The organism is Pseudomonas sp. TREG-RG-20F-10-E-6-01, assembly GCF_022662455.1.
Taxonomy (GTDB): domain Bacteria; phylum Pseudomonadota; class Gammaproteobacteria; order Pseudomonadales; family Pseudomonadaceae; genus Aquipseudomonas.
On the sequence record NZ_JAKNQP010000020.1, the window covers coordinates 37439 to 61398 of the forward strand.

The 23960-nt window shown below is 61.7% G+C and carries 20 protein-coding genes and 1 pseudogene; 7 read left to right on the forward strand and 14 right to left on the reverse strand.

Features of this window, described 5'->3' with window-relative positions:
* The first annotated feature begins 13 nt into the window (after window positions 1–13).
* Window positions 14–1009: a lipoyl synthase gene (gene lipA, locus L8K08_RS29060; RefSeq protein ID WP_164488001.1), complete on the forward strand. Its 996-nt coding sequence runs from the start codon at window positions 14–16 to the stop codon at window positions 1007–1009.
* Window positions 1010–1188: 179 nt separating this feature from the next.
* The gene (locus L8K08_RS29065; protein ID WP_242201790.1) at window positions 1189–2121 is read left to right on the forward strand and encodes an LD-carboxypeptidase; all 933 of its coding nucleotides are present in this window, start codon (window positions 1189–1191) and stop codon (window positions 2119–2121) included.
* 175 nt (window positions 2122–2296) lie between these two features.
* Here L8K08_RS29065 and L8K08_RS29070 read toward each other — a convergent pair whose 3' ends face one another.
* From L8K08_RS29070 to leuS, 5 genes are all read right to left on the reverse strand, one after another.
* Window positions 2297–3622 carry a lytic murein transglycosylase gene (locus L8K08_RS29070; RefSeq protein WP_242201791.1) on the reverse strand — a complete coding sequence of 442 codons (1326 nt, stop codon included), beginning with the start codon at window positions 3620–3622 and terminating at the stop codon, window positions 2297–2299.
* 61 nt (window positions 3623–3683) lie between these two features.
* Window positions 3684–3848, reverse strand: coding sequence for an alternative ribosome rescue factor ArfA (gene arfA, locus L8K08_RS29075; RefSeq protein WP_003176285.1), 165 nt, complete (start codon window positions 3846–3848; stop codon window positions 3684–3686).
* Between the two features lie 219 nt (window positions 3849–4067).
* Window positions 4068–5105, reverse strand: a complete 1038-nt coding sequence (gene holA, locus L8K08_RS29080) for a DNA polymerase III subunit delta (RefSeq protein ID WP_242201793.1) — start codon at window positions 5103–5105, stop codon at window positions 4068–4070.
* Window positions 5106–5144: 39 nt separating this feature from the next.
* The gene (gene lptE, locus L8K08_RS29085) at window positions 5145–5750 is read right to left on the reverse strand and encodes an LPS assembly lipoprotein LptE (protein ID WP_145162460.1); all 606 of its coding nucleotides are present in this window, start codon (window positions 5748–5750) and stop codon (window positions 5145–5147) included.
* A gap of 88 nt (window positions 5751–5838) precedes the next feature.
* The gene (leuS, locus tag L8K08_RS29090; protein WP_145162457.1) at window positions 5839–8445 is read right to left on the reverse strand and encodes a leucine--tRNA ligase; all 2607 of its coding nucleotides are present in this window, start codon (window positions 8443–8445) and stop codon (window positions 5839–5841) included.
* A gap of 262 nt (window positions 8446–8707) precedes the next feature.
* Here leuS and L8K08_RS29095 point away from each other — a divergent pair, with 262 nt between their 5' ends.
* Together L8K08_RS29095 and L8K08_RS29100 are read left to right on the forward strand one after the other, a co-directional pair.
* Window positions 8708–9019: a hypothetical protein gene (locus L8K08_RS29095; protein ID WP_242201795.1), complete on the forward strand. Its 312-nt coding sequence runs from the start codon at window positions 8708–8710 to the stop codon at window positions 9017–9019.
* Between the two features lie 97 nt (window positions 9020–9116).
* A pseudogene (locus L8K08_RS29100) lies at window positions 9117–9879 on the forward strand (YdcF family protein).
* A 154-nt stretch (window positions 9880–10033) separates the two neighbouring features.
* Here the strand turns inward: L8K08_RS29100 and lnt are convergent.
* The 5 genes from lnt to miaB all read right to left on the reverse strand — a co-directional run bounded on the left by lnt (window position 10034) and on the right by miaB (window position 15447).
* Window positions 10034–11557 (reverse strand): apolipoprotein N-acyltransferase, encoded by a 1524-nt coding sequence (gene lnt / locus L8K08_RS29105; protein ID WP_145162444.1) that lies wholly within the window; start codon window positions 11555–11557, stop codon window positions 10034–10036.
* Window positions 11558–11565: 8 nt separating this feature from the next.
* Window positions 11566–12405, reverse strand: a complete 840-nt coding sequence (locus L8K08_RS29110; RefSeq protein WP_015373027.1) for an HlyC/CorC family transporter — start codon at window positions 12403–12405, stop codon at window positions 11566–11568.
* A gap of 27 nt (window positions 12406–12432) precedes the next feature.
* Window positions 12433–12906: an rRNA maturation RNase YbeY gene (ybeY, locus tag L8K08_RS29115; protein ID WP_145162441.1), complete on the reverse strand. Its 474-nt coding sequence runs from the start codon at window positions 12904–12906 to the stop codon at window positions 12433–12435.
* Complete coding sequence (locus tag L8K08_RS29120) at window positions 12899–13900, reverse strand: PhoH family protein (RefSeq protein ID WP_242201796.1); 1002 nt, start codon at window positions 13898–13900, stop codon at window positions 12899–12901. Before L8K08_RS29120 ends, ybeY begins: the two co-directional genes overlap by 8 nt.
* A 218-nt stretch (window positions 13901–14118) precedes the next feature.
* Window positions 14119–15447 carry a tRNA (N6-isopentenyl adenosine(37)-C2)-methylthiotransferase MiaB gene (gene miaB, locus L8K08_RS29125; protein ID WP_145162435.1) on the reverse strand — a complete coding sequence of 443 codons (1329 nt, stop codon included), beginning with the start codon at window positions 15445–15447 and terminating at the stop codon, window positions 14119–14121.
* Between the two features lie 131 nt (window positions 15448–15578).
* Here miaB and L8K08_RS29130 point away from each other — a divergent pair, with 131 nt between their 5' ends.
* Entirely contained in the window at window positions 15579–15905 is a 327-nt protein-coding gene (locus L8K08_RS29130) for a DUF1820 family protein (protein WP_003194436.1), read from the forward strand.
* 128 nt (window positions 15906–16033) lie between these two features.
* Here the strand turns inward: L8K08_RS29130 and L8K08_RS29135 are convergent, their stop codons facing one another.
* From L8K08_RS29135 to L8K08_RS29150, 4 genes are all read right to left on the reverse strand, one after another.
* The gene (locus tag L8K08_RS29135; protein ID WP_145162432.1) at window positions 16034–16588 is read right to left on the reverse strand and encodes a tetratricopeptide repeat protein; all 555 of its coding nucleotides are present in this window, start codon (window positions 16586–16588) and stop codon (window positions 16034–16036) included.
* A gap of 225 nt (window positions 16589–16813) precedes the next feature.
* The gene (gene hemL, locus L8K08_RS29140; protein WP_063026923.1) at window positions 16814–18097 is read right to left on the reverse strand and encodes a glutamate-1-semialdehyde 2,1-aminomutase; all 1284 of its coding nucleotides are present in this window, start codon (window positions 18095–18097) and stop codon (window positions 16814–16816) included.
* A gap of 11 nt (window positions 18098–18108) precedes the next feature.
* A complete protein-coding gene (gene thiE, locus L8K08_RS29145; protein WP_145162429.1) occupies window positions 18109–18738 on the reverse strand; it encodes a thiamine phosphate synthase in 630 nt (209 codons plus the stop codon).
* 19 nt (window positions 18739–18757) lie between these two features.
* Window positions 18758–19555: a hydroxymethylpyrimidine/phosphomethylpyrimidine kinase gene (locus L8K08_RS29150; RefSeq protein WP_124418525.1), complete on the reverse strand. Its 798-nt coding sequence runs from the start codon at window positions 19553–19555 to the stop codon at window positions 18758–18760.
* A gap of 286 nt (window positions 19556–19841) precedes the next feature.
* Between L8K08_RS29150 and L8K08_RS29155 the strand changes: the two genes are divergently transcribed.
* Together L8K08_RS29155 and L8K08_RS29160 are read left to right on the forward strand one after the other, a co-directional pair.
* Window positions 19842–22220 carry a hybrid sensor histidine kinase/response regulator gene (locus tag L8K08_RS29155; protein ID WP_242201798.1) on the forward strand — a complete coding sequence of 793 codons (2379 nt, stop codon included), beginning with the start codon at window positions 19842–19844 and terminating at the stop codon, window positions 22218–22220.
* 89 nt (window positions 22221–22309) lie between these two features.
* On the forward strand, window positions 22310–23959 hold the full coding sequence (locus L8K08_RS29160; protein WP_242201800.1) for an acyl-CoA dehydrogenase family protein: 1650 nt from the start codon (window positions 22310–22312) through the stop codon (window positions 23957–23959).
* Window position 23960: the final 1 nt, after the last annotated feature.

The window sequence follows — 23960 nt, forward strand, 5'->3', positions numbered from 1 at the left end:
TGCAGTGCAAACCATGATCCCGACGCTGGACATCACCGAGCGTCCGGCCCCGCGTGCCAAGGTGGAAGCCGGCGTCAAGCTGCGCGGCGCCGAGAAGGTTGCACGCATCCCGGTCAAGATCATCCCGACCACCGAACTGCCGAAAAAACCTGACTGGATCCGCGTGCGCATCCCGGTTTCGCCGGAAGTCGACCGTATCAAGGCCCTGCTGCGCAAACACAAGCTGCACAGTGTGTGCGAAGAGGCATCCTGCCCGAACCTGGGCGAATGCTTCTCCGGCGGCACCGCCACCTTCATGATCATGGGTGACATCTGTACCCGTCGTTGCCCGTTCTGCGACGTTGGCCACGGCCGGCCGAAGCCTCTGGACGTCAACGAGCCGGAAAGCCTGGCCATCGCCATCGCCGACCTGAAACTCAAATACGTGGTAATCACCTCGGTAGACCGCGACGACCTGCGTGACGGCGGTGCCCAGCACTTTGCCGACTGCATTCGCGAGATCCGCAAGTTGTCGCCGAACGTGATGCTCGAAACCCTGGTGCCGGACTACCGTGGCCGTATGGACGTCGCGCTGGAAATCACCGCGGCCGAGCCACCGGATGTGTTCAACCACAACCTGGAAACCGTGCCACGCCTGTACAAGGCCGCGCGTCCAGGCTCGGACTACCAGTGGTCGCTGACCCTGCTGCAGAAATTCAAGCAGATGATGCCGCACATTCCGACCAAATCCGGCCTGATGCTGGGCCTGGGCGAGACCGATGAGGAAGTGATCGAAGTCATGAAGCGCATGCGCGAACACGACATCGACATGCTGACCCTCGGCCAGTACCTGCAGCCGTCTCGCAGCCATTTGCCGGTGCAGCGTTTTGTGCACCCGGACACCTTCGCCTGGTTCGCCGAGGAAGGTTACAAAATGGGCTTCAAGAACGTGGCGTCCGGCCCGTTGGTGCGTTCCTCGTACCACGCTGACGAGCAGGCCAAGCTGGTCAAGGCCAGCCTGGTTTCGTAATAACGATGTGCGCAACACCGCAGATCCAATGTGGGAGCGGGCTTATGTAGGAGTGGGCTTGCCCGCGATAGCATCGCCTCGGTTTGACTGAAAACCGAGGTGTTTGCGTCGCAGGCAAGCCCGCTCCCACAGGGTCCGGCTCCCACATTTCGTTCCGCGTCATACAGGGAGACCCATGGATGACAACTCAACTCGCGGCCGCGGTACCTGCACTTCGCCCCGAAGGCATCATCGGCCTGATCGCCCCCGCCGGCCCTGCCGCCCTCGACGTTGAAAAAGCCGGGCAATGGATGCGCGCCCGTGGCCATGAGCTGCGGATTTTCCCAGGTGTATACGAACGCGACGGTTACCTCGCAGGCAGCGATGACGTGCGCCTGCGTGACCTTCATGCTGCCTTCGCCGACCCCGACATCGATGCCATCTTCTGCCTGCGCGGCGGCTACGGCACGCCACGCTTGCTGGATCGCCTGGATTACGACCTGCTGCGCGCCAACCCCAAGCCGTTCGTGGGTTACAGCGACATCACCGCGTTGCACCTGGCGATCAGCCGCTACGCGGGCTTCGTGACTTTCCACGGGCCGATGCTCAACGCCGATTTGCTGGGCGACAAGCAACAGCCCACGGAGTCATCGCTGTTCAGCATGCTGCGCGGCCAGCTTGGCGCCGGCAGTGTAGTGGCGCACCCGGTGGCCTACCCATTGACCACCCTTGAGCCAGGTATCGCCTGTGGACGCTTGCTGGGTGGCAACCTGTCGATGATCGCGGCTGTGATGGGCACGGCTTATGAGATTGACGCTGAAGGCATCATTTTGCTGATCGAAGACGTCAACGAGCCGATCTACCGTATCGACCGCCTGCTGACTCACCTGCGCCTGGCGGGCAAGCTGGAGCAGATTGCCGGTGTGCTGGTGGGCGATGTGGCGGGTGTGGATAAAACAGCGCTGGAGCGACTGCTGAAGCAGACCTTCGCACCGTTGTGCATTCCGGTGTTGTCCGGCTGGCGCAGTGGGCACTGCGACCCGAACCTGACGCTGCCGATGGGCGCATTGGTACGGCTGGATGCGGGGGCGCAGCGGGTGGTGTTGGAGCAGGATGTAGTGTTCAAGCCCTGACGTGGTGATAAAGCCACCGCGCGGGCCTTTTTTGTGGCGAGCGGGCTTGCCCCGCGTCGGGCTGCGCAGCAGCCCCAAAACCAGCCACTCAGGCGCAGCTGATACACCGTATTCTGCGTGATCAGGGCCGCTTCGCGGCCCACGCGGGGCAAGCCCGCTCGCCACCATTGCAGGTCTATCGGCTCTGCAACGATTCCAGCAGTTTCACAGTCGGATACCCATCCGCCGGCCAGCCCAACGACTGCTGCGCTGCGCGGATCGCCTTGCGCGTGTTGGCGCCGATGATGCCGTCTGCATTGCCCGCGTCATACCCTTTGGCGCTCAGCACTGTCTGCAAATCGATGCGCTGGGAGCGGCTCAGTGGCAGCTCATCTTTGGGCCAATCGCCACGAATCACACCACCGCCACCAAACCGCTCTGACAGCAGGCCAACCGCCAACGCGTAGGACGACGAGTTGTTGTACTTGAGGATGGCGCGGAAGTTGTCCAGCACCAGAAACGCCGGGCCCCGGTAGCCTGCCGGCAGCAACAGGGCGGCGGACAGTTGGTCGACGTTGGGCGGCATGCTCGCGCCAGGTGGCAACTGGATACCGAGTTTCAGCCACTCGGCGACGGTCTTGCGCACGCCGCCGTCTGCCAGGGCGTAATCAAAGCTGGCCGGCAGCTGTTGCACCTCAAAGCCCCACGGCTGGCCTTTTTGCCAACCAGAGCTTTGCAGGTAGTGCGCTGTGGAGGCGAGGGCGTCGGCTGGGCTGTTCCAGATGTCACGGCGACCGTCACCGTCGAAGTCGACCGCGTGGGTGTTGTAGGTGGTCGGGATAAATTGCGTCTGGCCCATCGCGCCGGCCCAGGAGCCTTTCATCTGGTCGGCCTGGATGTCGCCATGCTGGATGATCTGCAGCGCGGCCAGCAGTTGCGCCTGGGCGAATGCCGGGCGACGGCCTTCGTAGGCCAGGGTTGCCAGGGAGCGGATCACCGAATTATTGCCCTGGAACTGGCCAAAATTGCTTTCCATGCCCCACACCGAAACCAGCGCCTGGCGGTCGACGCCATAGCGTTGTTCGATGCTTTGCAGGATGTCGGCGTACTTGATCAGCAACGCTTGGCCATTGCGTACGCGCACCGGCGAGAGTGCGCCGTCGAGGTATTCCCAAACCGGGCGGGAAAATTCCGGTTGGCTGCGGTCAGCGCGAATCACCGCCATGTCGGGGGTGACGCCGGCAAAGGCGTTGTCGAACACCGCGGGCGTGATCCCGGCTTTCAGCGCGTCAACGCGAAAGGCCGCCTGCCATTCGGCAAAGGTCTGGGTCGGTTGGATATCGAGGTTGTCCACGGCCAACGGAGCAACGACGGCGGGCGCGACGGCCGGCACAGTCTGCAGTTTTGGCAGGGGTTGCGCGTCTGCGGCGGTGGGTTTTTCCGCGCAGGCGACAAGCAGAATGAGGCTGGAGGCAGCGATCAATTGGCGAAGGTGCCAACGACGGGAAAGGCTAGAGGGCATGCACAGGTCCAGGGATTACAAATCAGGTACAGACCTTATCATGCCGGAGGGGCGCTTGCCTTCAGGCAGCCAGAAAGTAAGAAGCCTCCCAGCTATTAGACTGGAAGGCTTCGCGGCGGTAGCTGCCTTTGCCCTTGCCGGCGCGTTCCTGACGGCTGCGGAACAGTGGCTGGGCGATGATGGATTTGGCCTTGTTGGGGCCATGCTTGGATGGCTTTTTGCTCATGTCGATACTCTCTGTCGGTGGGATGAAGCGGTGCAAATCATCTGCCGAAGTGACGCCGCTGTAAAGCCCGGCGCGGTGTAGGAAAGGTACACGATCAAAATGTGGGAGCGGGCTTGCTCGCGAATGCGGTGGGCCAGTCGCCTGATCTATAAACTGACACACCGTCTTCGCGAGCAAGCCCGCTCCCACATTGGGATTGTGGTGTTTTTGAAAGCGGTGTTATTCAGCCGGCAACGACAGGCGCTGACCAGACATCAAAAGTGACAAACGGCTCAGGCTCATCCACGGCGAACCGGCCGCCTGGCCCTTGATCTGCGCGTCTATTCGTTGCGCTTCCAGCAGCAATTGCGCCCAGCGTTGCGCCGAGTGCCGTTGCAGGGCTTTGCTCATCAGGGGTTTGCGTTTGTCCCAGACCGGTGGCCGCGCCTGGCTGAAGCATTTGTCCAGCGGAGTGCCCTGGCTGTATTGCAGCGAAATATTGGCCAGCACCCGCAACTCACGGGCCAGCGCCCATAGAATCACCGGCGGTTCCACGCCTTCGCCGCGCAGCCCTTCGAGCATGCGCAGGGCGTGGGCGGGTTCACCGTTAAGAATCGCGTCCACCAGCCCGAACACGTCAAAGCGAGCGCTGTCGGCCACTGCGCCTTGCACGGTTTCGACGGTGATTTGCCCGTCTTCGGCCATCAACTTGAGCTTTTCAATCTCCTGGGCGGCAGCAAGCAAGTTGCCTTCGACCCGGGCGGCGATCAGCTCAACAGCGTCTTGCGTCGCTGACAACCCCGACTGGGACAGGCGCTGACGAATCCACTGCGGCAACTGGTTGCTGTCCACTGGCCAGATCTGGATGAACTGGGTCTGTGGTCCCTCTACCAGCGCCTTGCCCCATTTGGTTTTCTGCGCACTGCCGTCGAGCTTGGGCAAGCTGACCAGCAGCACCGTGTCTTCAGCGGGACGCGAGCAGTATTCCATCAACGCCGCCGCGCCCTTGTCCCCGGGTTTGCCCGAGGGCAGGCGCAATTCCAGCAGGCGTTTTTCGGCGAACAGCGACATGCTCGCACCGGCTTGCAGCAGCGTGCCCCAGTCGAAACTGGCGTCGGCGCTGAAGACCTGGCGTTCATCGAAACCCTGCTGGCGCGCGGCGCTGCGAATAGCGTCTGCCGCTTCCTGGCACAACAGCGGGTCATCACCGCTGACGATATAGACAGGCGCGAGGCCACCTTGCAGGTGTTTGGCGAGTTGGGCGGGGGCGAGCTTCATAGGCGGGGCAAACGGGGCGCCAGGGGCGCCCCGTCTGGCTTACTCGACAGGGACTTCAACAGGCGATTGTTTCGGCGTGTTGTCTTCGTACTCTTTTGCGGCTTTCAGGGCGTCGGCGTCAGCCTTGGCCTTGTTGTCGGCGGTTTGCTGCAGAGCGGCCAGTTTTTCCGGCGTCAGCTGTTGCAGACGTACCATCAGGCGCTGGATCAGCTCACGACGCATTTCCTTGCGAACCTGAATGATCTCCGAGTCCGAACCCACCAGGTTGTTGCCGTCGTGGCTCACAACTTTCTGGACTTCGAGCTTGTCGGCCATCAATGACAGGTGGTCACGGCCCTGTACTTCATAGTTGACGGCCGTATTGAGCTCAACGTCCGACGCGCGGCCGGCGCTGGCGTAGCTCAGGCTACGCTGGGATTCCTGCTCGTCCACCAGGACCAGTTTGTAGGTTGCACCAGTGTAGACGTGCACACCGCTGTTTTCCAGGGTCTGGCGCAGCTGAACCACGGTGTCGCCGTAGGCGTTGCGGGCGCTGACGTCCAGTTCCTTGATGCTCAGTTCATTGGTGCCGGTGCCGCGCAGCTGGAAGCCGCAAGCGCTCAGTAGCACAGCGAGGCCCATCACCAGCAAATTGCGTTTGATCATTTTGTTGCTCCCCTTGAAACCATGTGGGCCTTATCGAGGCCTTAAAGGTTTGGTTCGGCGCAGGGCCCAAGCCCTGCGCCCGATCCGATTAGCTGGCGACGATGTTGACCAGTTTGCCAGGCACTACGATCACTTTGCGGATCGTCAGGCCTTCGGTAAAGCGCAGCACGTTCTCGTTGACCCGTGCAGCCGCCTCGACGTCTTCACGGCTGGCGCTGGCTGGCATATCAATCTGGCCACGCAGTTTGCCGTTGACCTGGATCACCAGCTGCAGCGTGTCCTGCACCAGTGCGCTGTCATCCTGTACCGGCCAGCCTGCGTCGATCACCGCGCCACTGTGGCCCAAGCGGCTCCACAGGTCGTGGCTGATGTGCGGCGTGATTGGAGCCAGCAACAGGACGACCGTTTCCAGGCCTTCCTGGACCAGCGCGCGGTCTTGTTCGGTCGCCTGCGGTGCTTTTTCCAGCACGTTCATCAGCGTCATCACCTGAGCGATGGCGGTGTTGAATTTGTGGTTCTGGCCCACGTCCTGGCTGGCCTGGCGAATGGCCAGGTGAGTGCTGCGGCGAATGGCTTTCTGTTCATCGCTCAAGGACGCCACGTCCAGCTTGCCCGGCAGGCCCTGGCTGACATGGGCATGCGCCAGGCGCCAGACGCGCTTGAGGAAACGGTGCGAGCCTTCGACGCCGGAGTCGGACCATTCGGCGCTCATGTCGGGCGGCGAGGCGAACATCATGAACAGGCGGCAGGTGTCGGCGCCGAACTGATCGATCATCGACTGTGGGTCGACGCCGTTGTTCTTGGACTTGGCCATCTTCTCGGTGCCGCCGATTTCCACCGGCAGGCCGTCGGATTTCAGCTTGGCGCTGATCACCTTGGCTTTGCTGTCACGCTCAAGCTCTACGTCCGCCGGGTTGAACCAGGTGTAGGCGCCATTGGCTTCGCGGCGATAGTAAGTCTCGGCGATCACCATGCCCTGGGTCAGCAGGTTCTTGAACGGCTCATCGGAGCTGACCAGGCCTTCGTCGCGCATCAGCTTGTGGAAGAAGCGCGCGTACAGCAGGTGAAGAATGGCGTGTTCGATGCCGCCGATGTACTGATCCACCGGCAACCAGTGGTCGGCCGCGGATTTTTCCACCAGGCCGCCTTCATAGTGCGGCGAGGCGTAGCGAGCGTAGTACCACGAGGACTCGACGAAGGTGTCCATGGTGTCGGTTTCACGCTTGGCCGGTGCACCGCATTTCGGGCAGGCGCACTCGTAGAACTCGGGCATGCGCGCCAACGGCGAACCGGCGCCATCGGGCACTACGTCTTCGGGCAGTACCACCGGCAACTGGTCTTCCGGCACCGGCACGTCACCGCAGGTTTGGCAGTGGATGATCGGAATCGGGCAGCCCCAGTAGCGCTGGCGGCTGATGCCCCAGTCGCGCAGGCGGAACTGGGTGCGCGAGGCACCGAGGTTTTTCTTGATCAGTGCCACTTCAATGGCGTCGAAGGCACCCTGGAAATCCAGGCCGTCGAACTCGCCGGAGTTGATCAGTTCGCCGTGCTCGCCGTAGGCGTCTTGCCACGGAGCCGGGTTGGTATCACCCGAGCTGGTACGCACGACCGATTTGATCGGCAGGTCGTACTGGGTGGCGAATTCGAAATCGCGCTCGTCGTGAGCCGGCACGGCCATTACTGCGCCATCGCCGTAGTGCATCAGCACGTAGTTGGCGACCCACACCGGCAGTTTTTCACCGGTCAGCGGGTGCTCGACGAACAGGCCGGTTGGCAGGCCTTTTTTCTCCTGGGTGGCGACGTCGGCTTCGGCCACGCTGCCGCCTTTGCATTCGGCGATGAAAGCCTGCAGCTCTGGGTTGTTCTGTGCGGCCTGGGTGGCCAGCGGGTGTTCAGCGGCCACGGCGACGTAGGTCGCGCCCATCAGGGTGTCTGGGCGGGTGGTGAAGACTTTCAGTGCGCCGGCAACGCCAATGGAATCGACGTTGTACGGGAACTGCACTTCCATGCCCTTGGACTTGCCGATCCAGTTGCGCTGCATGGTCTTGACCTGTTCAGGCCAGCCCGGCAGGTCGTCGAGGCTCGACAAGAGTTCATCCGCGTAGGCGGTGATCTTGAAGTAGTACATCGGGATTTCGCGCTTTTCGATCAGCGCGCCGGAGCGCCAGCCGCGACCGTCGATGACCTGCTCGTTGGCCAGTACGGTCTGGTCGACCGGGTCCCAGTTCACGGTGCCGCTTTTCTTGTAGATCACACCTTTTTCGAACAGGCGGGTGAACAGCCATTGTTCCCAACGGTAGTAATCGGGCTTGCAGGTGGTCACCTCGCGCGACCAGTCCACCGCCAGGCCCAGGCTGCGCAGCTGGGTCTTCATGTAGGCGATGTTTTCGTAGGTCCACTTGGCGGGCGCCACGTTGTTTTTCATCGCGGCGTTTTCCGCCGGCATGCCGAAGGCGTCCCAACCCATGGGTTGCAGAACGTTCTTGCCGAGCATGCGCTGGTAGCGCGAAATCACGTCGCCAATGGTGTAGTTACGCACGTGCCCCATGTGTAGCTTGCCGCTGGGGTAAGGGAACATCGATAGGCAGTAGTAAGTCTCCTTGCCTGGCTGTTCACTGACTTCAAAGGACTTTTGCTCGTCCCAGAAGGTTTGGGCGGCATTTTCTATTTCACGGGGCTGATATTGTTCGTGCATGGCTACTTTTGAACTGAATAGGGGTGGCCTAATCCTCTTCGGTGCAACGTTCAGGTTGATCGACACCAAAAAGCGGCGCGTCCGTGCCCAAACCCTGCGGGAAGTGGAGTTACAGGAAGCGCCGTAGCATACATGACCCCACTCTATCGAGGGAAACCCTGATTGCGCAGGCAGGGCCGTCTGTCGCGGCGCCGGGCAGGCGCAGCCACGGGGACTACGCTGTTTATTGGGGAGTGAGTCTTATCTTCAATGAGGTGAGGGGATGGTTGAATCGCAGCGAACTTTAAAGAAACCGCAGTTGTACCAAGGACTGATCGACCGTTTGGGTCGGGCATTGGATGCCGCCAGAACCGCAGGCCGATTGCGTGATGAACGGCCTCTGGAATTGGAGTTGCGAGGCTTGAGCCAGGCTGAGCTTGAATTGATCAAGGTTTACCTGGAATTGAATCACCAACGTGCCTCTCAAGGGCAGGCTTCCCCGCCAGCCCAGGCGCCATCACGTTCGGCCAAGGTAATCTGGTTGAAGGATGTGGCGGCCGGTCGCGGCCCCGAAAAGTTTCGGGCCGTTCGGTGAAACATCGCGTTATCCAGTGACCTTCTCGAAATGTGTGGGTAAAGATTGTCGCTAAATCCCGTTGCATCTAGGCTTCGGGCATCTTTGGAGATGCCCGATGCCTTTTCGTTATTTCATTAAACAATTGCTCTTGCCGCCCGGCATTTTTTTGCTGCTGCTGGTGTTTGCCTGGTGGTTTCGTAAAAGCCGTCCGCGCCTGGCCGGGTTTTGCTTTGTGGTGGGGTTGGGCGGGATGTGGCTGATCAGCCTGCCGGTGATGGTGCAGTGGGGGGGCGCATGCGCTGGAAACCGAGCCACCGTTGGCGCGTGAGGAGTGGGCAACATTGGCGCAGCGCGCCGATGCCATTGTGGTGCTGGGCTCCGGGCGCGAACGCGGTGATCCGGCCTGGGGCAGTGATCAGCCCACCGGCATCGGCCTTGAGCGCCAGCGGTATGCCGCGCGACTGGCCAAGGCCTCCGGGTTGCCGGTATTGACCAGCGGCGGCTTGCACTACGGCACGCCGCCCAGTGAGGCGCAGTTGATGGCCGTGTCGATGCAGGATGACTTCGGCGTGACGGTGCGCTGGAAGGAAGAACGCAGCCGTACTACCTGGGAAAACGCGCAGATGAGTGCCGAGATGCTGCTGCCCCAAGGCATCAAGCGCGTAGTGGTGGTGACTCAGGCCTGGCACATGCCGCGCGCAGTGTGGAGTTTTGAGAAGGCCGGCTTCACTGTGGTGCCGGCGCCGGTGGGGTTTTTGGGCGTGGACAATGCCCGGCCGCTCGGCGGCTGGATGCCCGAGTTTGTGTCGGTGTGGCGCAGCGGGCAGTTGATCAATGAGGCGGTGGGGCAGGTGGGGTATCGGGTGTTTTATCGATAACCCCGTAAATCAACGGTGCGGTGGGCCTATGTGGGAGCGGGCTTGCTCGCGAAAGCGGTGCGTCAGTCAGCCTGTTCGTTAGCTGATGCACCCTATTCGCGAGCAAGCCCGCTCCCACACAAGCCAGCTCCCACATTGATTTTGGGTTTGTCTGTCAGACCGTCTTGGACATCCGCCCCGCCAGCAACGCCCAGCCAAACAGCCCCAGGCACACGATGATCAACGGCCATGAGCGCCATTGCAGGTACGGCGTGAGGTTGTGCATCGGCACCACCTCGCCGTACAGGATCCCGCGCTCGAACTGCGGGATCTGCGCGGTGATCTGCCCGAACGGGTTGATCAGGCCGGTAACGCCGTTGTTGGTCGCCCGAATCATCCAGCGACCAGCTTCCAATGCGCGCATCTGCGCCATTTGCAGGTGTTGCAGCGGGCCGATGGAGCGGCCAAACCAGGTGTCATTACTGATGGTCAGCAACAGATCGCTCTGGGCCGACAGGCCGGCAGCAAATTCCGGGTACACCACTTCATAGCAAATGAAGGGCGCAATCTGATAGCCCTTGGCCTGCAGCATCGCCTGGTCAGACGGGCCGCGAGCGAAGTCCGACATGGGCAGGTCGAAGAACGCAATCAGCCCGCGCAGCATGTCTTGCAACGGCACGTATTCGCCAAACGGCACCAGTTTCTGCTTAAGGTAAGTGCCTTCGCCTTCGCCGACCACGGTGATGCCATTGAAGAAACGCTTCTGGTGGTGCACTTCCTGGCGGATCGGCACGCCGGTGATCAGCGCCGTGTGCCGGTCTGCAGCAAACTTGCCCATCATGCCCAGATAGCCTTCGACGGAATCCTTGAGCACCGGCACGGCGGTTTCCGGCCACACCAGCAGGTCGACGCGCTTGGAGCTGAAGCTCATGTCGCGGTACAGCGCCAACTGCGCATTGAGCTGCTCGGGGTCCCACTTCATGCTTTGTTCGACGTTGCCCTGGATCGCTGCCACCGTCAGGGGCGCGCCCGAGGGCGTGGTCCAGGCGTGGTGCTTGAGCGCCAGGCCTATGGCCCAGGGCGCAACCAGCAGAACCAGGCCTGCGCCGATGAACCCGTTGCGCTTGCTCGCCAGCAGGCGTGGCAGGTTGCACAGCACCGCAGCGGTCAGTGCCAGCGCGAAGGAAATCAGCCACATCCCGCCCAGCGGCGCGAGGCCGGTAAGTGGGCCGTCGAGTTGACTGTAGCCAGAGTAGAGCCAGGGGAAACCGGTGAGGAACCAGCCGCGAAAGGCCTCTTGGCCGACCCACAACGCAGCAAACGTCAGCGCGTCGGCCAACGGTGCTTCATTACGGCGCAGCCAGCGCGCCCACAGCCAGGCGGGCAGGGCGAAAAACCAGGCGATGGCGGCGGTAAACAGCAGCATCAAAAAGCCAGCCAGCAGCACCGAAGCGCCGCCGAAATGGTGAATGCTGTAGTAGATCCAGCTGGTGCCGGCACCAAACAGGCCGAAGCCGAAGCACCAGCCACGGCCCAGGGCCTGACGTGGCGTCAGCTCGCGCAGGCCGATATAGAACAACCCGACCGCCACCAGTGCAAATGGCCACAGATCGAACGGCGCCAGCGCCAGGGTGGTGATGGCACCGGCCACCACGGCCAGCAAGTTACCGGGCCAGCCGGGGCGGGTCAGACGGCGCATATCAATCCTTAGCGGGCAATAGGTGTCAGGCGAATCAAATGGATGCGGCGGCTGTCGGCATTCAGGATGCGGAAGCGATAGGCGCCGATCTCGGTGGTCTCGTTACGCTTGGGCAGATGCCCGAACGCGCTCATCACCAGGCCGCCGACGGTGTCGAACTCGTCGTCGGAGAATTCGCTGTCGAAGAACTCGTTGAAGTTCTCGATCGGCGTGAGCGCCTTGACCAGGAAATCACCGCTGGGCAGCGGCTTGATGTAGCTGTCTTCTTCGACGTCGTGCTCGTCTTCGATGTCGCCAACGATCTGTTCCAGCACGTCTTCGATGGTCACCAGACCCGCCACGCCGCCGTATTCGTCGATCACGATGGCCATGTGATTGTGGTTGGCGCGAAATTCACGCAACAGCACATTCAGGCGCTTGGATTCAGGCACGAAGGTGGCCGGACGCAGCAGGTCCTTGATGTTGAAGTTGTCGCCGTTCTCCTTGAGGATCAACGGCAGCAGGTCCTTGGCCAGCAGGACACCCATGACGTCGTCATGGCTTTCACCGATCACCGGGTAGCGCGAGTGCGCCGAGTCGATCACGGCCGGGAGGAATTCCCGAGGGGTCTGGGTCGCCTTGATGCTGATCATCTGCGAACGCGGGACCATGATGTCCCGGACTTGCAGGTCAGCCACCTGGATGGCGCCTTCGACGATGGCCAGCGCTTCGCTGTCCAGCAACTTGTTCTGATGGGCCTCGCGCAGCAGCTCAAGCAGCTCCTGGCGGTTTTTCGGCTCGTGGGCAAAAGCCTGGGTCAATTTACCCAGCCATGACTTCTGCCCGTTGCTCGATCGGTCTTCGCTCATAGCGATTACTCTAAATCCTTTGTTGTTTCAGTGAGGTGTAGTTTCGATTTCGTCGTCTGCATAAGGGTCGCGGTGACCCAATTCAGCAAGCAACGTTTGTTCCAGTGTTTCCATCTCCAGCGCTTCGTCATCGTCTATATGGTCGTAACCCAAGAGATGCAAGCAGCCGTGGATCACTAGATGGGCCCAATGGGCCTCAAGTTCCTTGCCTTGCTCCTTGGCTTCGCGTTCCACCACCTCGACACAGATCACTAGGTCGCCCAGCAGCGGAATATCCAGTAACTCATCCGGCACGTCGGCTGGGAAGGACAGCACGTTGGTCGCGTAATCCTTTTGGCGCCACGTGTGATTCAGTTCGCGGCCTTCGGGCTCGTCCACCAGGCGGATGGTCAGCTCTGAGTCGGCGGTGCGCTGGCGCAGGGCCAGCGTGCACCATTGGCGGAACTGTTCTTCGCTGGGGGCGGGCGCGTCGGTGGCCAGCTGCAGGTCAAGCTCAAGCATCGCGGCGAACGTCCTTGGCGGGTGCGTCGTCCTTGTGGTCGAAGCGCTCGTAGGCTTCGACGATGCGCTGCACCAGCGGGTGACGCACCACGTCTTTGGGCATGAAATGCGTAAAGCTGATGCCCGGCACGTCCTTGAGCACTTCGATGACTTGGGCCAGGCCCGACTTGGTGCCCTTGGGCAGGTCGACCTGGGTCACGTCACCGGTGATCACAGCGGTTGAGCCGAAACCGATACGGGTCAGGAACATCTTCATCTGTTCGACGGTGGTGTTCTGGCTTTCGTCGAGGATGATGAAGCTGTTGTTCAGCGTACGGCCACGCATGTAGGCCAGCGGGGCGATCTCGATCACCTGGCGCTCGATCAGTTTGGCCACGTATTCAAAGCCGAGCATCTCGTACAGCGCGTCATAGAGCGGGCGCAGGTACGGGTCGATCTTCTGGGCCAGGTCGCCGGGCAGAAAGCCAAGCTTTTCGCCGGCCTCGACCGCCGGACGCACCAACAGAATGCGGCGCACTTGCTCGCGCTCCAGGGCGTCCACCGCGCAGGCCACGGCCAGGTAGGTCTTGCCGGTACCAGCGGGGCCGATGCCGAAATTAATGTCGTTACCGAGGATTTCTTTGACGTAGCGCTGCTGATTCAAGCCGCGTGGGCGAATCATGCCTTTTTTGGTGCGCAGGGCCACGCTGGCTTCGGCCACCGGGTTGTTGGCCAAATCTTCCACGGCAGATTCCTGCAGGTACAGGTGCACGGTCTCCGGCGACAGCTCACTACCCTTGGTTTCGCGGTAGAGGCGGCGGAGCAGGTTTTCTGCAGACGTGGTGTGCTGGGGTTCACCAATAAGCTCGAACTGATTGCCGCGGTTGCGGATCTCGATGCTCAGGCGTTGCTCGATCAGGCGCAGGTGCTCGTCGAACTGTCCGCACAGGTTGGCGAAACGGCGAGTCTCAAAAGGCTCGAGAAGAAAACGATGGGGTTCTATGGGTGCGTTCAAGGTCGCTTTTAGCCGCCCTTTGGCTGTTGAGGTGAAAGAGAGGATAACGCCAGCCGTCGACGTGCGAAAGCACTTATCTAGCCCAAGTGCAGCACGGTTCCCATGTGGGAGCTGGCTTGCCTGCGATAGCGGTGTATCAGCGCCAGTTGTATCGGCTGACTCACCGCTATCGCAGGCGAGCCAGCTCCCACATTTTGATCTACATCAGGTCAGAGCGATCAGTTAACCAACGACCCGCGCAACGAGTGCGGTTGCGCCGCATCAATGTGCACATCCGCAAACTGGCCGATCAGGGTCGGGTTGTCGCAGCGGAAGTTGACGATGCGGTTGTTCTCGGTACGGCCTTGCAGCTCGCCCGGGTCTTTTTTCGAATAGTCGGTGACCAGGATGCGCTGGATCGAGCCGACCATTTGTCGGCTGATCTCGAAACCTTGCTGGTTCAGACGGTGCTGCAGCGCGTTCAAGCGCTCTTTTTTCAGCGCTTCCGGGGTTTCATCCGCCAGGTCGGCAGCCGGGGTGCCCGGTCGCTGGCTGTAGACGAACGAGTAGGAGAAGTCGAAACCGACGTCTTCGATCAGCTTCATGGTCTGCTCGAAATCTTTCTCGGTCTCCCCAGGGAAGCCGACGATAAAGTCCGAGCTGATGCAGATACCCGGCACCGCCGCGCGCAGTTTGCGCAGCTTGGATTTGTATTCCAGGGCCGTGTGGTTGCGCTTCATCGCCGACAGAATGCGGTCCGAGCCCGATTGCACCGGCAAGTGCAGGTGTTTGACCAACTCCGGCACTTCGGCATGGGCCTGGATCAGGCTGTCGGAGAACTCCAGCGGGTGCGAGGTGGTGTAGCGAATGCGCTCGATGCCATCGACGGCTGCCACTACGCGGATCAACTCTGCCAGGTCGGCCAGGCGACCATCGTGGGTCTGACCGCGATAGCCGTTGACGTTTTGGCCCAGCAGGGTGACTTCGCGCACACCGTTTTCGGCCAGGTGGATAATTTCTGCCAGCACGTCATCAAACGGCCGGCTGACTTCTTCACCACGGGTGTAGGGCACCACGCAGAAGGTGCAGTACTTGCTGCAGCCTTCCATCACCGACACATAGGCGCTCGGGCCGTCGATGCGCGGCTCGGGCAAGTGATCGAATTTTTCGATTTCCGGGAACGACACGTCCACCTGCGGCAGCTTGGTGATGCGCGCGGCGTCGATCATTTCCGGCAGGCGGTGCAGGGTCTGCGGGCCGAAGACCACGTCAACATAGGGCGCGCGGTCGCGGATCGCGGCGCCTTCCTGGCTGGCCACGCAGCCGCCAACGGCAATCACCATGTCCGGGTTGGCCAGTTTCAACTCACGCCAGCGGCCCAGCTGGGAATACACACGGTCCTGGGCGCGCTCACGAATCGAGCAGGTATTGAGCAGGATAACGTCAGCATCTTCGGCGCGGGCGGTGACTTCCAGGGCCTGATGTTCGCCCAGCAGATCGACCATGCGCGAGCTGTCGTACTCGTTCATCTGGCAACCGTGGGTTTCGATGTAAAGCTTCTTGGCCATGGGAATCGTCAACTGGTGGTAAAGAACCGCGCATTATAGGGGGCATGTCCATTGGTTCCTAGCGTTGTGCATCGGGTGCCATGCTATAGTTCGCGCCCTCTTTTATATCCCCGATGTGTTATTCGCCCACCATGACCAAACGTGAAGCTCCAATCTATAAGGTGATTTTCCTTAACCAGGGCCAGGTGTTCGAAATGTACGCCAAGCAGATCTATCAAAGTGATCTGTGGGGCTTTCTGGAAGTGGAAGAGTTCGTCTTTGGCGAGCGCACCCAGTTGGTCGTCGATCCGGGCGAGGAAAAGCTGAAAGCGCAGTTTGAAGGCGTGGTACGCAGCTTTGTACCGATGCATTCGATTGTGCGCATCGACGAAGTCGAGCGCCTGGGCACGCCAAAGATCAGCGAAGCGCGTGGCACCAGCAATGTGATGCCGTTTCCGATGCCGATGCCTGAGAAGTAGCGCGTTAGACCGAGGTGTGCCCATCGCAGGCAAGCCAGCTCCCAGATTCGACTGCATTCTAATCTTGGAGCGCGTTCAAGTGTGGGAGCTGGCTTGTCTGCAATAGCGGTAGAAGGGTTTAGCTGAAATCAGGGAAGGGGCGAGAAGGGCGAGCGCCCATCGGCACTCTGCAATTCCTGCAAGTAATTGCGGAAGATCTGGCCCAGCACCTGGGTCGCCACTTCCAACTCATCACGCTGCATGTGCTCGGCGACTTCGTCGGCGGTGTCCAGCGCGTCTTCAGCGCCGTTGACCGCGGCCATTTTCAGCACGATATAGGCCTGGACGTTATTGGCCGGCACGCCTTCGCCATGGAAAAACATTTTTCCCAGTTCGAATTGCGACTGGGCATGGCCCTGCAACGACGCTTTCTCGAAGTAGCTCAAGGCCTTGTTGAGGTCGCGGGCGGGGTTTTTGTCGTCGTGGTAGTACTCGCCCAACTCGTATTGCGCCTGCGCATCCCCGCCGTCGGCCTGTTTCTGGCACGCGCTCAGGGCTTCGGCCTGGCTGTCTGGCTGGGTATTGAGGGTGCAACGACCCATCGCTGGGATTAACAACGAGTTGCCGCCTGCTTGTGCATGTGCCAGCAGCGGCTGAAGGAGCAACAGGCAGCCCAGAACCAGGGTGCGGCCGGTGCGTTTCATGGGAATCGACTTACCTCTGACGGGGCGCGCGGACCCTCGCGGGTCCAATAAGCGCGCATTATGAAATAAGCAGGCCTCTGCTTACAAAGTCTTTACTCGTTTTTCTGCTGCGTGGGCAAGTTATCTGCCGGATTGCAGGTGATTTCTCGAAAAATGCAGGAAAGCGCTGTAAGAAAAGTAGCAAATTCTGACGTCACCCAAGGCAACGTCAGCTTGATAGGCCTCTTATTTCAGGGCCGCGAAGGCGCGCTCGGCAGCATCCAGGGTCAATTTCAACTCTGCGTCGCCATGGGCGATCGAGGTGAAGCCCGCTTCGAAGGCGCTCGGTGCCAGGTAAACGCCGCCTTCCAGCATCAAGTGGAAGAAGCGCTTGAACAGGTCGGCATCGCTGCCCATCACGTCATCGAAGGTGACGATATCGTCGGCACCGCTGAAGTACAGGCCGAACATGCCACCGGCTTGCGTGGTGACGAACGGGATGCCGGCAGCATCGGCGCGCTGTTGCAGGCCATCGAGCAGGCGCGTGGTGTAGTCGGTCAGCTCGGCGTGAAAGCCCGGGCGGCTGATCAGGCGCAAGGTGGTCAGGCCGGCCGCCATGGCCAATGGGTTACCTGACAAGGTGCCCGCCTGGTACACCGGGCCCAGTGGCGCGATGTGCTGCATGATTTCGCGCTTGCCGCCGAAGCAACCCACCGGCATGCCGCCGCCGATGATCTTGCCGAAGGTGCTCAGGTCGGGCGTGACGCCGTAGTAAGCCTGGGCGCCGCCGAGGGCGACACGGAAACCGGTCATGACTTCGTCGAAAATCAGCACTACGCCGTGCTTGTCGCACTGCTCGCGCAGGCCTTCAAGGAAACCAGGCGCCGGCGGTACGCAGTTCATGTTGCCGGCGACCGGCTCGACGATGATGCACGCCACCTCTTGGCCCACTTCGCTGAGCATCTGCTCGACGGCGGCGATGTCGTTGAATGGCAAGGTCAGGGTGTGCTTTGCGAAGGCCGCCGGTACACCGGCCGAGCTCGGCACGCCCTGGGTCAGCGCGCCGGAACCGGCTTTTACCAGCAGGCTGTCGGAGTGGCCGTGGTAGCAGCCTTCGAACTTGATGATGCTGTCGCGGCCGGTAAAACCACGGGCCAGGCGAATGGCGCTCATGGTGGCCTCGGTGCCTGAACTGACCATGCGCACCATTTCCATCGACGGCACGATCGAGCACACCAAGTCCGCCATCTCGGTTTCCATGGCGGTCGGAGCGCCGTAGGACAGGCCGTGTTGCAACTGCTGGCGCACCGCATCGAGCACGTCCGGGTGGCTGTGGCCGAGGATCATTGGGCCCCAGGAACCCACGTAGTCAACGTAGCGCTTGTCATCTTCGTCGGTGACGTAGGCGCCTTCGGCATGCTTGAAGAACAACGGCGTACCGCCCACGCTCTTGAACGCACGCACGGGGGAGTTCACACCGCCGGGAATGTGTTTCTGAGCATTGGCAAACAGGGTTTCGGAACGGGACATGGTCGGGCTCTCTAAACTGAAATTTTAAGAAGATCGTTGAATGCGCGCGCGCGGCGCGTGACTTCCTGAGTGCTGTCGGCACCGAACAGGCCGTGCACCACGGCGAGCAGGTCGGCACCGTGGGCCACCAGCGGTTCGGCGTTTTCCAGGGTGACGCCGCCGATCACGCAGATCGGCAGCTGCAGGCGCGCGCGGGCCTGGGCCAGCATGTCAACGGTGGCGGCGGGTGCGCCGGGCTTGGTGTTGGAATTGAAGAAGCGGCCGAAGGCGACGTAGCTGGCGCCTTCCTTGGCGGCCTGTTCGGCCAGTTCGATCTGGCTGTGGCAGGTGGCGCCGATGATCGCTTTGGAACCGAGCAACGCTCGGGCCGGGGTCAGTGGGCCGTCGGTTTGGCCCAGGTGTACGCCCACGCCCAGGCGCGCGGCCAGTTCGGCGTCGTCATTGATAATGAGCTGGGTCTTGTAGCGCGAGCACAGCTCGCGCAGTTTCTCCGCCTCTCGCAGGCGGCGGGCTTCGTCGCTGCTTTTGTCGCGGTACTGCAGCAGGGTTACGCCGCCGTCCAATGCCGCTTCGACGTAGGCGAGAAATTTGCCGGCCAACAGTTGGCTGTCGGTAATGGCATACAGGCCACGTAGTTTCATCGGGCAGGCCTCTTGTGCTTTAAGAGCAGAAATCCAGCGGCAAACGGCGCGGCACGAACTGGCCCTGGCCGAGTTGTTCGGCGTCACGCAAGGTGCGCCAAGTGTAGTTGAGCGCCGACTGCACAGCACTGACCAGGCCTTCGCCCTGGGCGATGCGACCGGCCAGTGCGCTGGCCAGCGTGCAGCCCGAACCATGATAGCTGCCGGGCAGGCGCTGGCAGGTAAAGGTCTGGCGCGTGCCGTCGCGGCTGTACAGGCGATTGTGCACTTCATGCTCGTCGCCGTGGCCGCCAGTGATCAGCAAGTGCTTGATAAACGGCAGCAGCTTCTCGGCGCATTCGTCCGCGGTGCCTTCAGGCAATTCGGCGAGGATGCGCGCTTCAGGCAAGTTGGGCGTGGCGATCAGCGACAGCGGCAGCAGCCGCTCGCGCATCGCGTAGCCGACTTCGTCCTTGCCCAGGCTGCCACCGCCGCCGGCCCGCAGCACCGGGTCGCACACCACCGGCAGGTGCGGGTGCGCCTGCAGCAGTTCGACCACGGTGTCGACCATCGCGGTGGACCCGAGCATGCCAAGCTTGACCGCCGCCACCTCGGAATCGCCGAGCACGGCATTCGCCTGGGCCAGGACCCACTCGCGGTCGAGCACGCGGAAATCGCTGACATTGACGGTGTTCTGCACGGTCAGGGCGGTGACGGCGGGAGCCGCATGACAGCCTTGGGCGAGCAGGGCTTCGATATCTGCCTGCAGGCCGGCGCCACCACTTGGGTCATGGCCGGAGAGACAGAGGACAACGGGGCGAGAGCTGTAGATATTCATGGTGCGCGAGCTTACCACCAAACGCTTTTTGCGTGGCTGTCTGGCGAGGGTTGAATTTTGCCGCTGTCCAGGCGCATTTATGGCTGATAGCCATTATCGAGTGTTGGGTCATAAATGCGTTGAAAGCCGCGTGCTAGAGCCTTTCAAAAAATTATTTCAATGGTGTCTAATGGCCTCCAGCGGCTATGCTAGAGTGGATCCAAACAACTTACTGTATCGCCGGCATACGTCTTCTCAAAAGGAATGGGGGCTTTTGACATAACCGGACAGGCCACGCTGGGGCTCTATGCGCTATTTGCTGATCTTATTATTGTGCGGGCTGCCGATGCTCGCCGGCGCCGTCGAGTTCAATCAGAGCACTCGAAGCCTGCCGCTGGGCCGGGTCATGCAAGTACTCGAAGACCCTACCGACGCCCTCACCATCGCCCAAGTCAGTTCCCCCGCCTACGCCGCCCAGTTCAAGACCCACGACCAAGCCACCCTCAATGCCGGTTATTCACGCTCGGTGTTCTGGCTCAAGGTCGATCTGCATTACACCGCCACTGACCCTCGCGCGCCGCGTACCTGGTTCCTGGAGCTGGCGTACCCGCCGCTGAACCGCCTGGACCTGTACCAGAACGACGGCACCGGCGGCTACCGACTGACCACCCGCACCGGCAGTGCACTGCCTTTTTCCAGCCGTGAAGTGCGCCAGAGCAATTACCTGTTCAAGCTCAACTTTGTGCCCGACCAGCAGCAAACCGTGTACCTGCGCCTGCAAAGCGAAGGCTCGATCCAGGCGCCGTTGACGCTCTGGGCCGGCACCGCCTACCTGGAAGAACAGCCGCTGCGCTTGTATGTGCTGGGCGCCATCTACGGCGTATTGCTGGGGATGCTGGTCTACAACCTGTTTATCTACCTCAGCGTGCGCGACACCAGCTACCTCTATTACATCCTGTATATCGCCTCGTTCGGCCTGTACCAGCTGTCGGTCAATGGCGTGGCCGTGGAGTACTTCTGGCCGAACAACCCGTGGTGGTCGAATGCAGCGGTGCCGTTCCTGATCGGGTCGGCGGCGCTGTTCGGCAGCCTGTTCGCGCGCAGCTTCCTGCACACCGCGCAGCACAGCCGCTGGCTCGACCGGATCTTGCTGGCGCTGGCGACCTGCGGCGCGGTGGTGATGGTGCTGGCGCTGCTGACCAGCTATGCGGTGGCCCTGCGCCTGGCCACCGGTCTGGCGCTGGTGTTTACCGTGACCATCTTTGTAGCCGCGATCAAGGCGTGGTACTGCGGCCAGCGCATGGCGCGGTATTTCATCATCGCCTGGTCGGCATTCCTGCTCGGCGGGGTGGTCAACACGATGATGGTGTTGGGCTACCTGCCGAATATGTTCCTCACCATGTACGCCAGTCAGCTCGGCTCGGCCATCGAAGTGGCGCTGCTCTCACTGGCCCTGGCGGACCGCATCAATGGCATGCGTGAGCAGCAGGCGCAAATCCTGTTCGACGCCAGCCAGAAACTCGAAGTGCTCAACCAGCAACTCGCGCGCAGCAATCGTCTGAAAGACGAATTCCTCGCCACCCTGACCCACGAACTGCGCACACCGATGAACGGCGTGATCGGCTCCCTTGAGCTGATGCAAACCGTGCCGCTGGACGATGACCTGGCGCAGTACCAGCAAACCGCCGCCGGCTCGGCGCGGGACATGATGCGCATGGTCAACGGCATCCTCACCCTGACCGAACTGCAAGCCGGGCGCCTGACCGCCCAGCCCCAGGTGTTCAGCCTGCGCGGCGCACTCGACACCTTGCGTCAGCAGTTCAGCACCGGCGCGCAGAACAAGGGCCTGGAATTTTCCATTGACGTGGCGGACGAGTTGCCGGACCGCGTGATCGGCGATGCCGACAAACTGATCCAGTGCCTGGATTGTCTGCTCGACAACGCGTTCAAGTTCACCCACGAAGGCGCGGTGCGCCTGCGCGTGGTGGGTGTTCCACAAAACGAGGGCAGCTTGCGCCTGAGCTTTATCGTCACCGACAGTGGTATCGGCTTCGCTTTCCTCGACGAGGCCACGCTGTATCAGCGCTTCTTCCAGCTCGACGGCTCAACCACCCGCGAATACGGCGGCCTGGGCATCGGCCTGGCGATCTGCCGACAGCTGATCGAACTGCTCGGTGGGCGCCTGACCCATCATTCCGAGCCGCGCAAGGGCAGCCGTTTCCAACTCGAGGTGACGGTAAGCCCGGTGCCGCCCGAGCCCAAAGCGACGCCCCAGGAAAGCTTGACGCAGCGCGCGCCCCACGAGTGCGCGGTGCTGCTGGTGGACGACAACAGCGTCGGCCAACTGGCGGTGCGAGGCATGCTGCTCAAGCTGGGCTATCGGGTGAAAACCGTGGACAACGGTTCGTCTGCGCTGGCGATGTTGCAGAGTGAAACGTTTGATGCGGTGCTGTTGGATGTGCCTGAAGGCGGGTTCTCATTGTGCTGTCAGATTCGTGCACTGCCGGGGTGTGGCGAACTGCCGGTGATCGCCCTGAGTACCTCACTGAATGGGACGGACCGTGAGCGCTGCCATGGCATCGGCATCACTGACCGGCTGGCCAAGCCCGTGCGTTTTGAAGCGCTGCAGGCGGTGCTGGAGCGTCGGCTGCTGTGCCCGTTAGAGGGCGAAAGCGCCGGACATTAGGCGCGTATGCCACTTTTTTAAGCCCGGTGACGGTGCTTAACTGAAATTCAGGCCTCAACTGCACGTGGCCTTTTTTCAGGAGGCCCGTCATGAACCTGCATCAGTTCGCCGAAACCCACGACGTCACCAATCAGCCACCGTCCTTGGACGGCACCAACCTGTACCGTATCGACGTGCCCCTGCAAGAGTGGTCGCGCCGCTTTGGCGCCGGCTGGGCCCATGCGCGTATCGATGCGTATGGCGCACTGACGGGCGGGCCGTTGATGGCGGCCGGGTTCCTGGCAAACGAGAACAAGCCGGTGTTCAACAGCCATGACCGCTATGGCCATCGCATCGACTGTGTGGCGTTTCATCCGGCGTACCACGAGCTGATGCGCACCGCCGTCGAACATGGCTTGCCGTCGCTGCCGTGGGCGCACCCACAACCCGGCGCCCATGTGGCGCGCGCCGCCATGACCTACCTGCACAGCCAGGCCGAAGCGGGCACCGGCTGCCCGCTGACCATGACCTTCGCCTGCGTACCGGCCCTGCGCCTGCAACCGGATCTGGCGCAGACCTGGCTGCCGAAAATCCTCAGCACCGAATACGACCCGCGCAACGTCGGCATCGCCCACAAGGCCGGGGCCACCATCGGCATGGCCATGACCGAGAAGCAAGGTGGCACCGACGTGCGCGCCAACACCACCCGCGCGTATCCAGTGGGCGCGGGCGGCCCAGGGCAAGCCTATGAACTGGTGGGACACAAGTGGTTCTGCTCGGCGCCGATGTGTGATGCGTTCCTCACGCTGGCGCAGACCGACAAAGGGCTGACCTGTTTCCTGCTGCCCCGGCACCGCCCGGATGACACCCGCAACGAGTTCTACATCCAGCGCCTGAAAAACAAACTCGGCAACTGCTCCAACGCCTCCAGCGAAGTGGAGTTTCGGGGCGCGCTGGCCTGGATGATCGGCGAAGAGGGCCGTGGCGTGCCGACCATTATCGAAATGGTCGCCATGACCCGCTTCGACTGCATGGTTGGCTCCAGCGCGCTGATGCGTCAGGCGTTGACCCAGGCCAGTCATCATTGCGCGCACCGCTTGGTAGGTGGCCGTGTGTTGAGTGAGCAGCCGCTGATGCAAAACGTATTGGCCGACCTGGCCCTGGAAAGCGAGGCGTCGCTGGCATTGAGCATGCGCATGGGGCGGGCGCTGGACCATCTGGATAACGAGCAGGAGGCCAAATTCGCCCGGCTGGTGACGGCAGTTGGCAAGTATTGGATCTGCAAGCGCGCGCCAGCAATGATCAACGAGGCGGCCGAGTGCATGGGCGGTGCCGGGTATGTCGAGGACAGCATCTTGCCGCGCTTGTACCGTGAGGCGCCGGTGAATTCAACGTGGGAAGGTTCCGGCAATGTGCAGTGCCTGGACGTGTTGCGGGCGCTGTCGAAAGAGCCGGGCGTGCTGGAGGCGCTGTTTGTCGAACTCGGGGACGGGCATGGCCACACGCAGCTGGCGCGGCATATCGAGCAGCTGAAGTCGGCGTTCATGGACACTCAGGACATCCAGTACCGCGCGCGCCAATTGACCGAGGATATTGCCGTGGCGTTGCAGGCCAAGTTGTTGCTGGAGGCCGGGAATGCGGCGGTCAGTGATGGCTTTATCGCCAGCCGCTTGGGGGAGTCGTCCGGTCGGGTGTATGGCACCTTGCCGCGAGGCGTGGATGTAGAAGCGATCGTCGCGCGTTCAACCCCAGCCCTCTGAC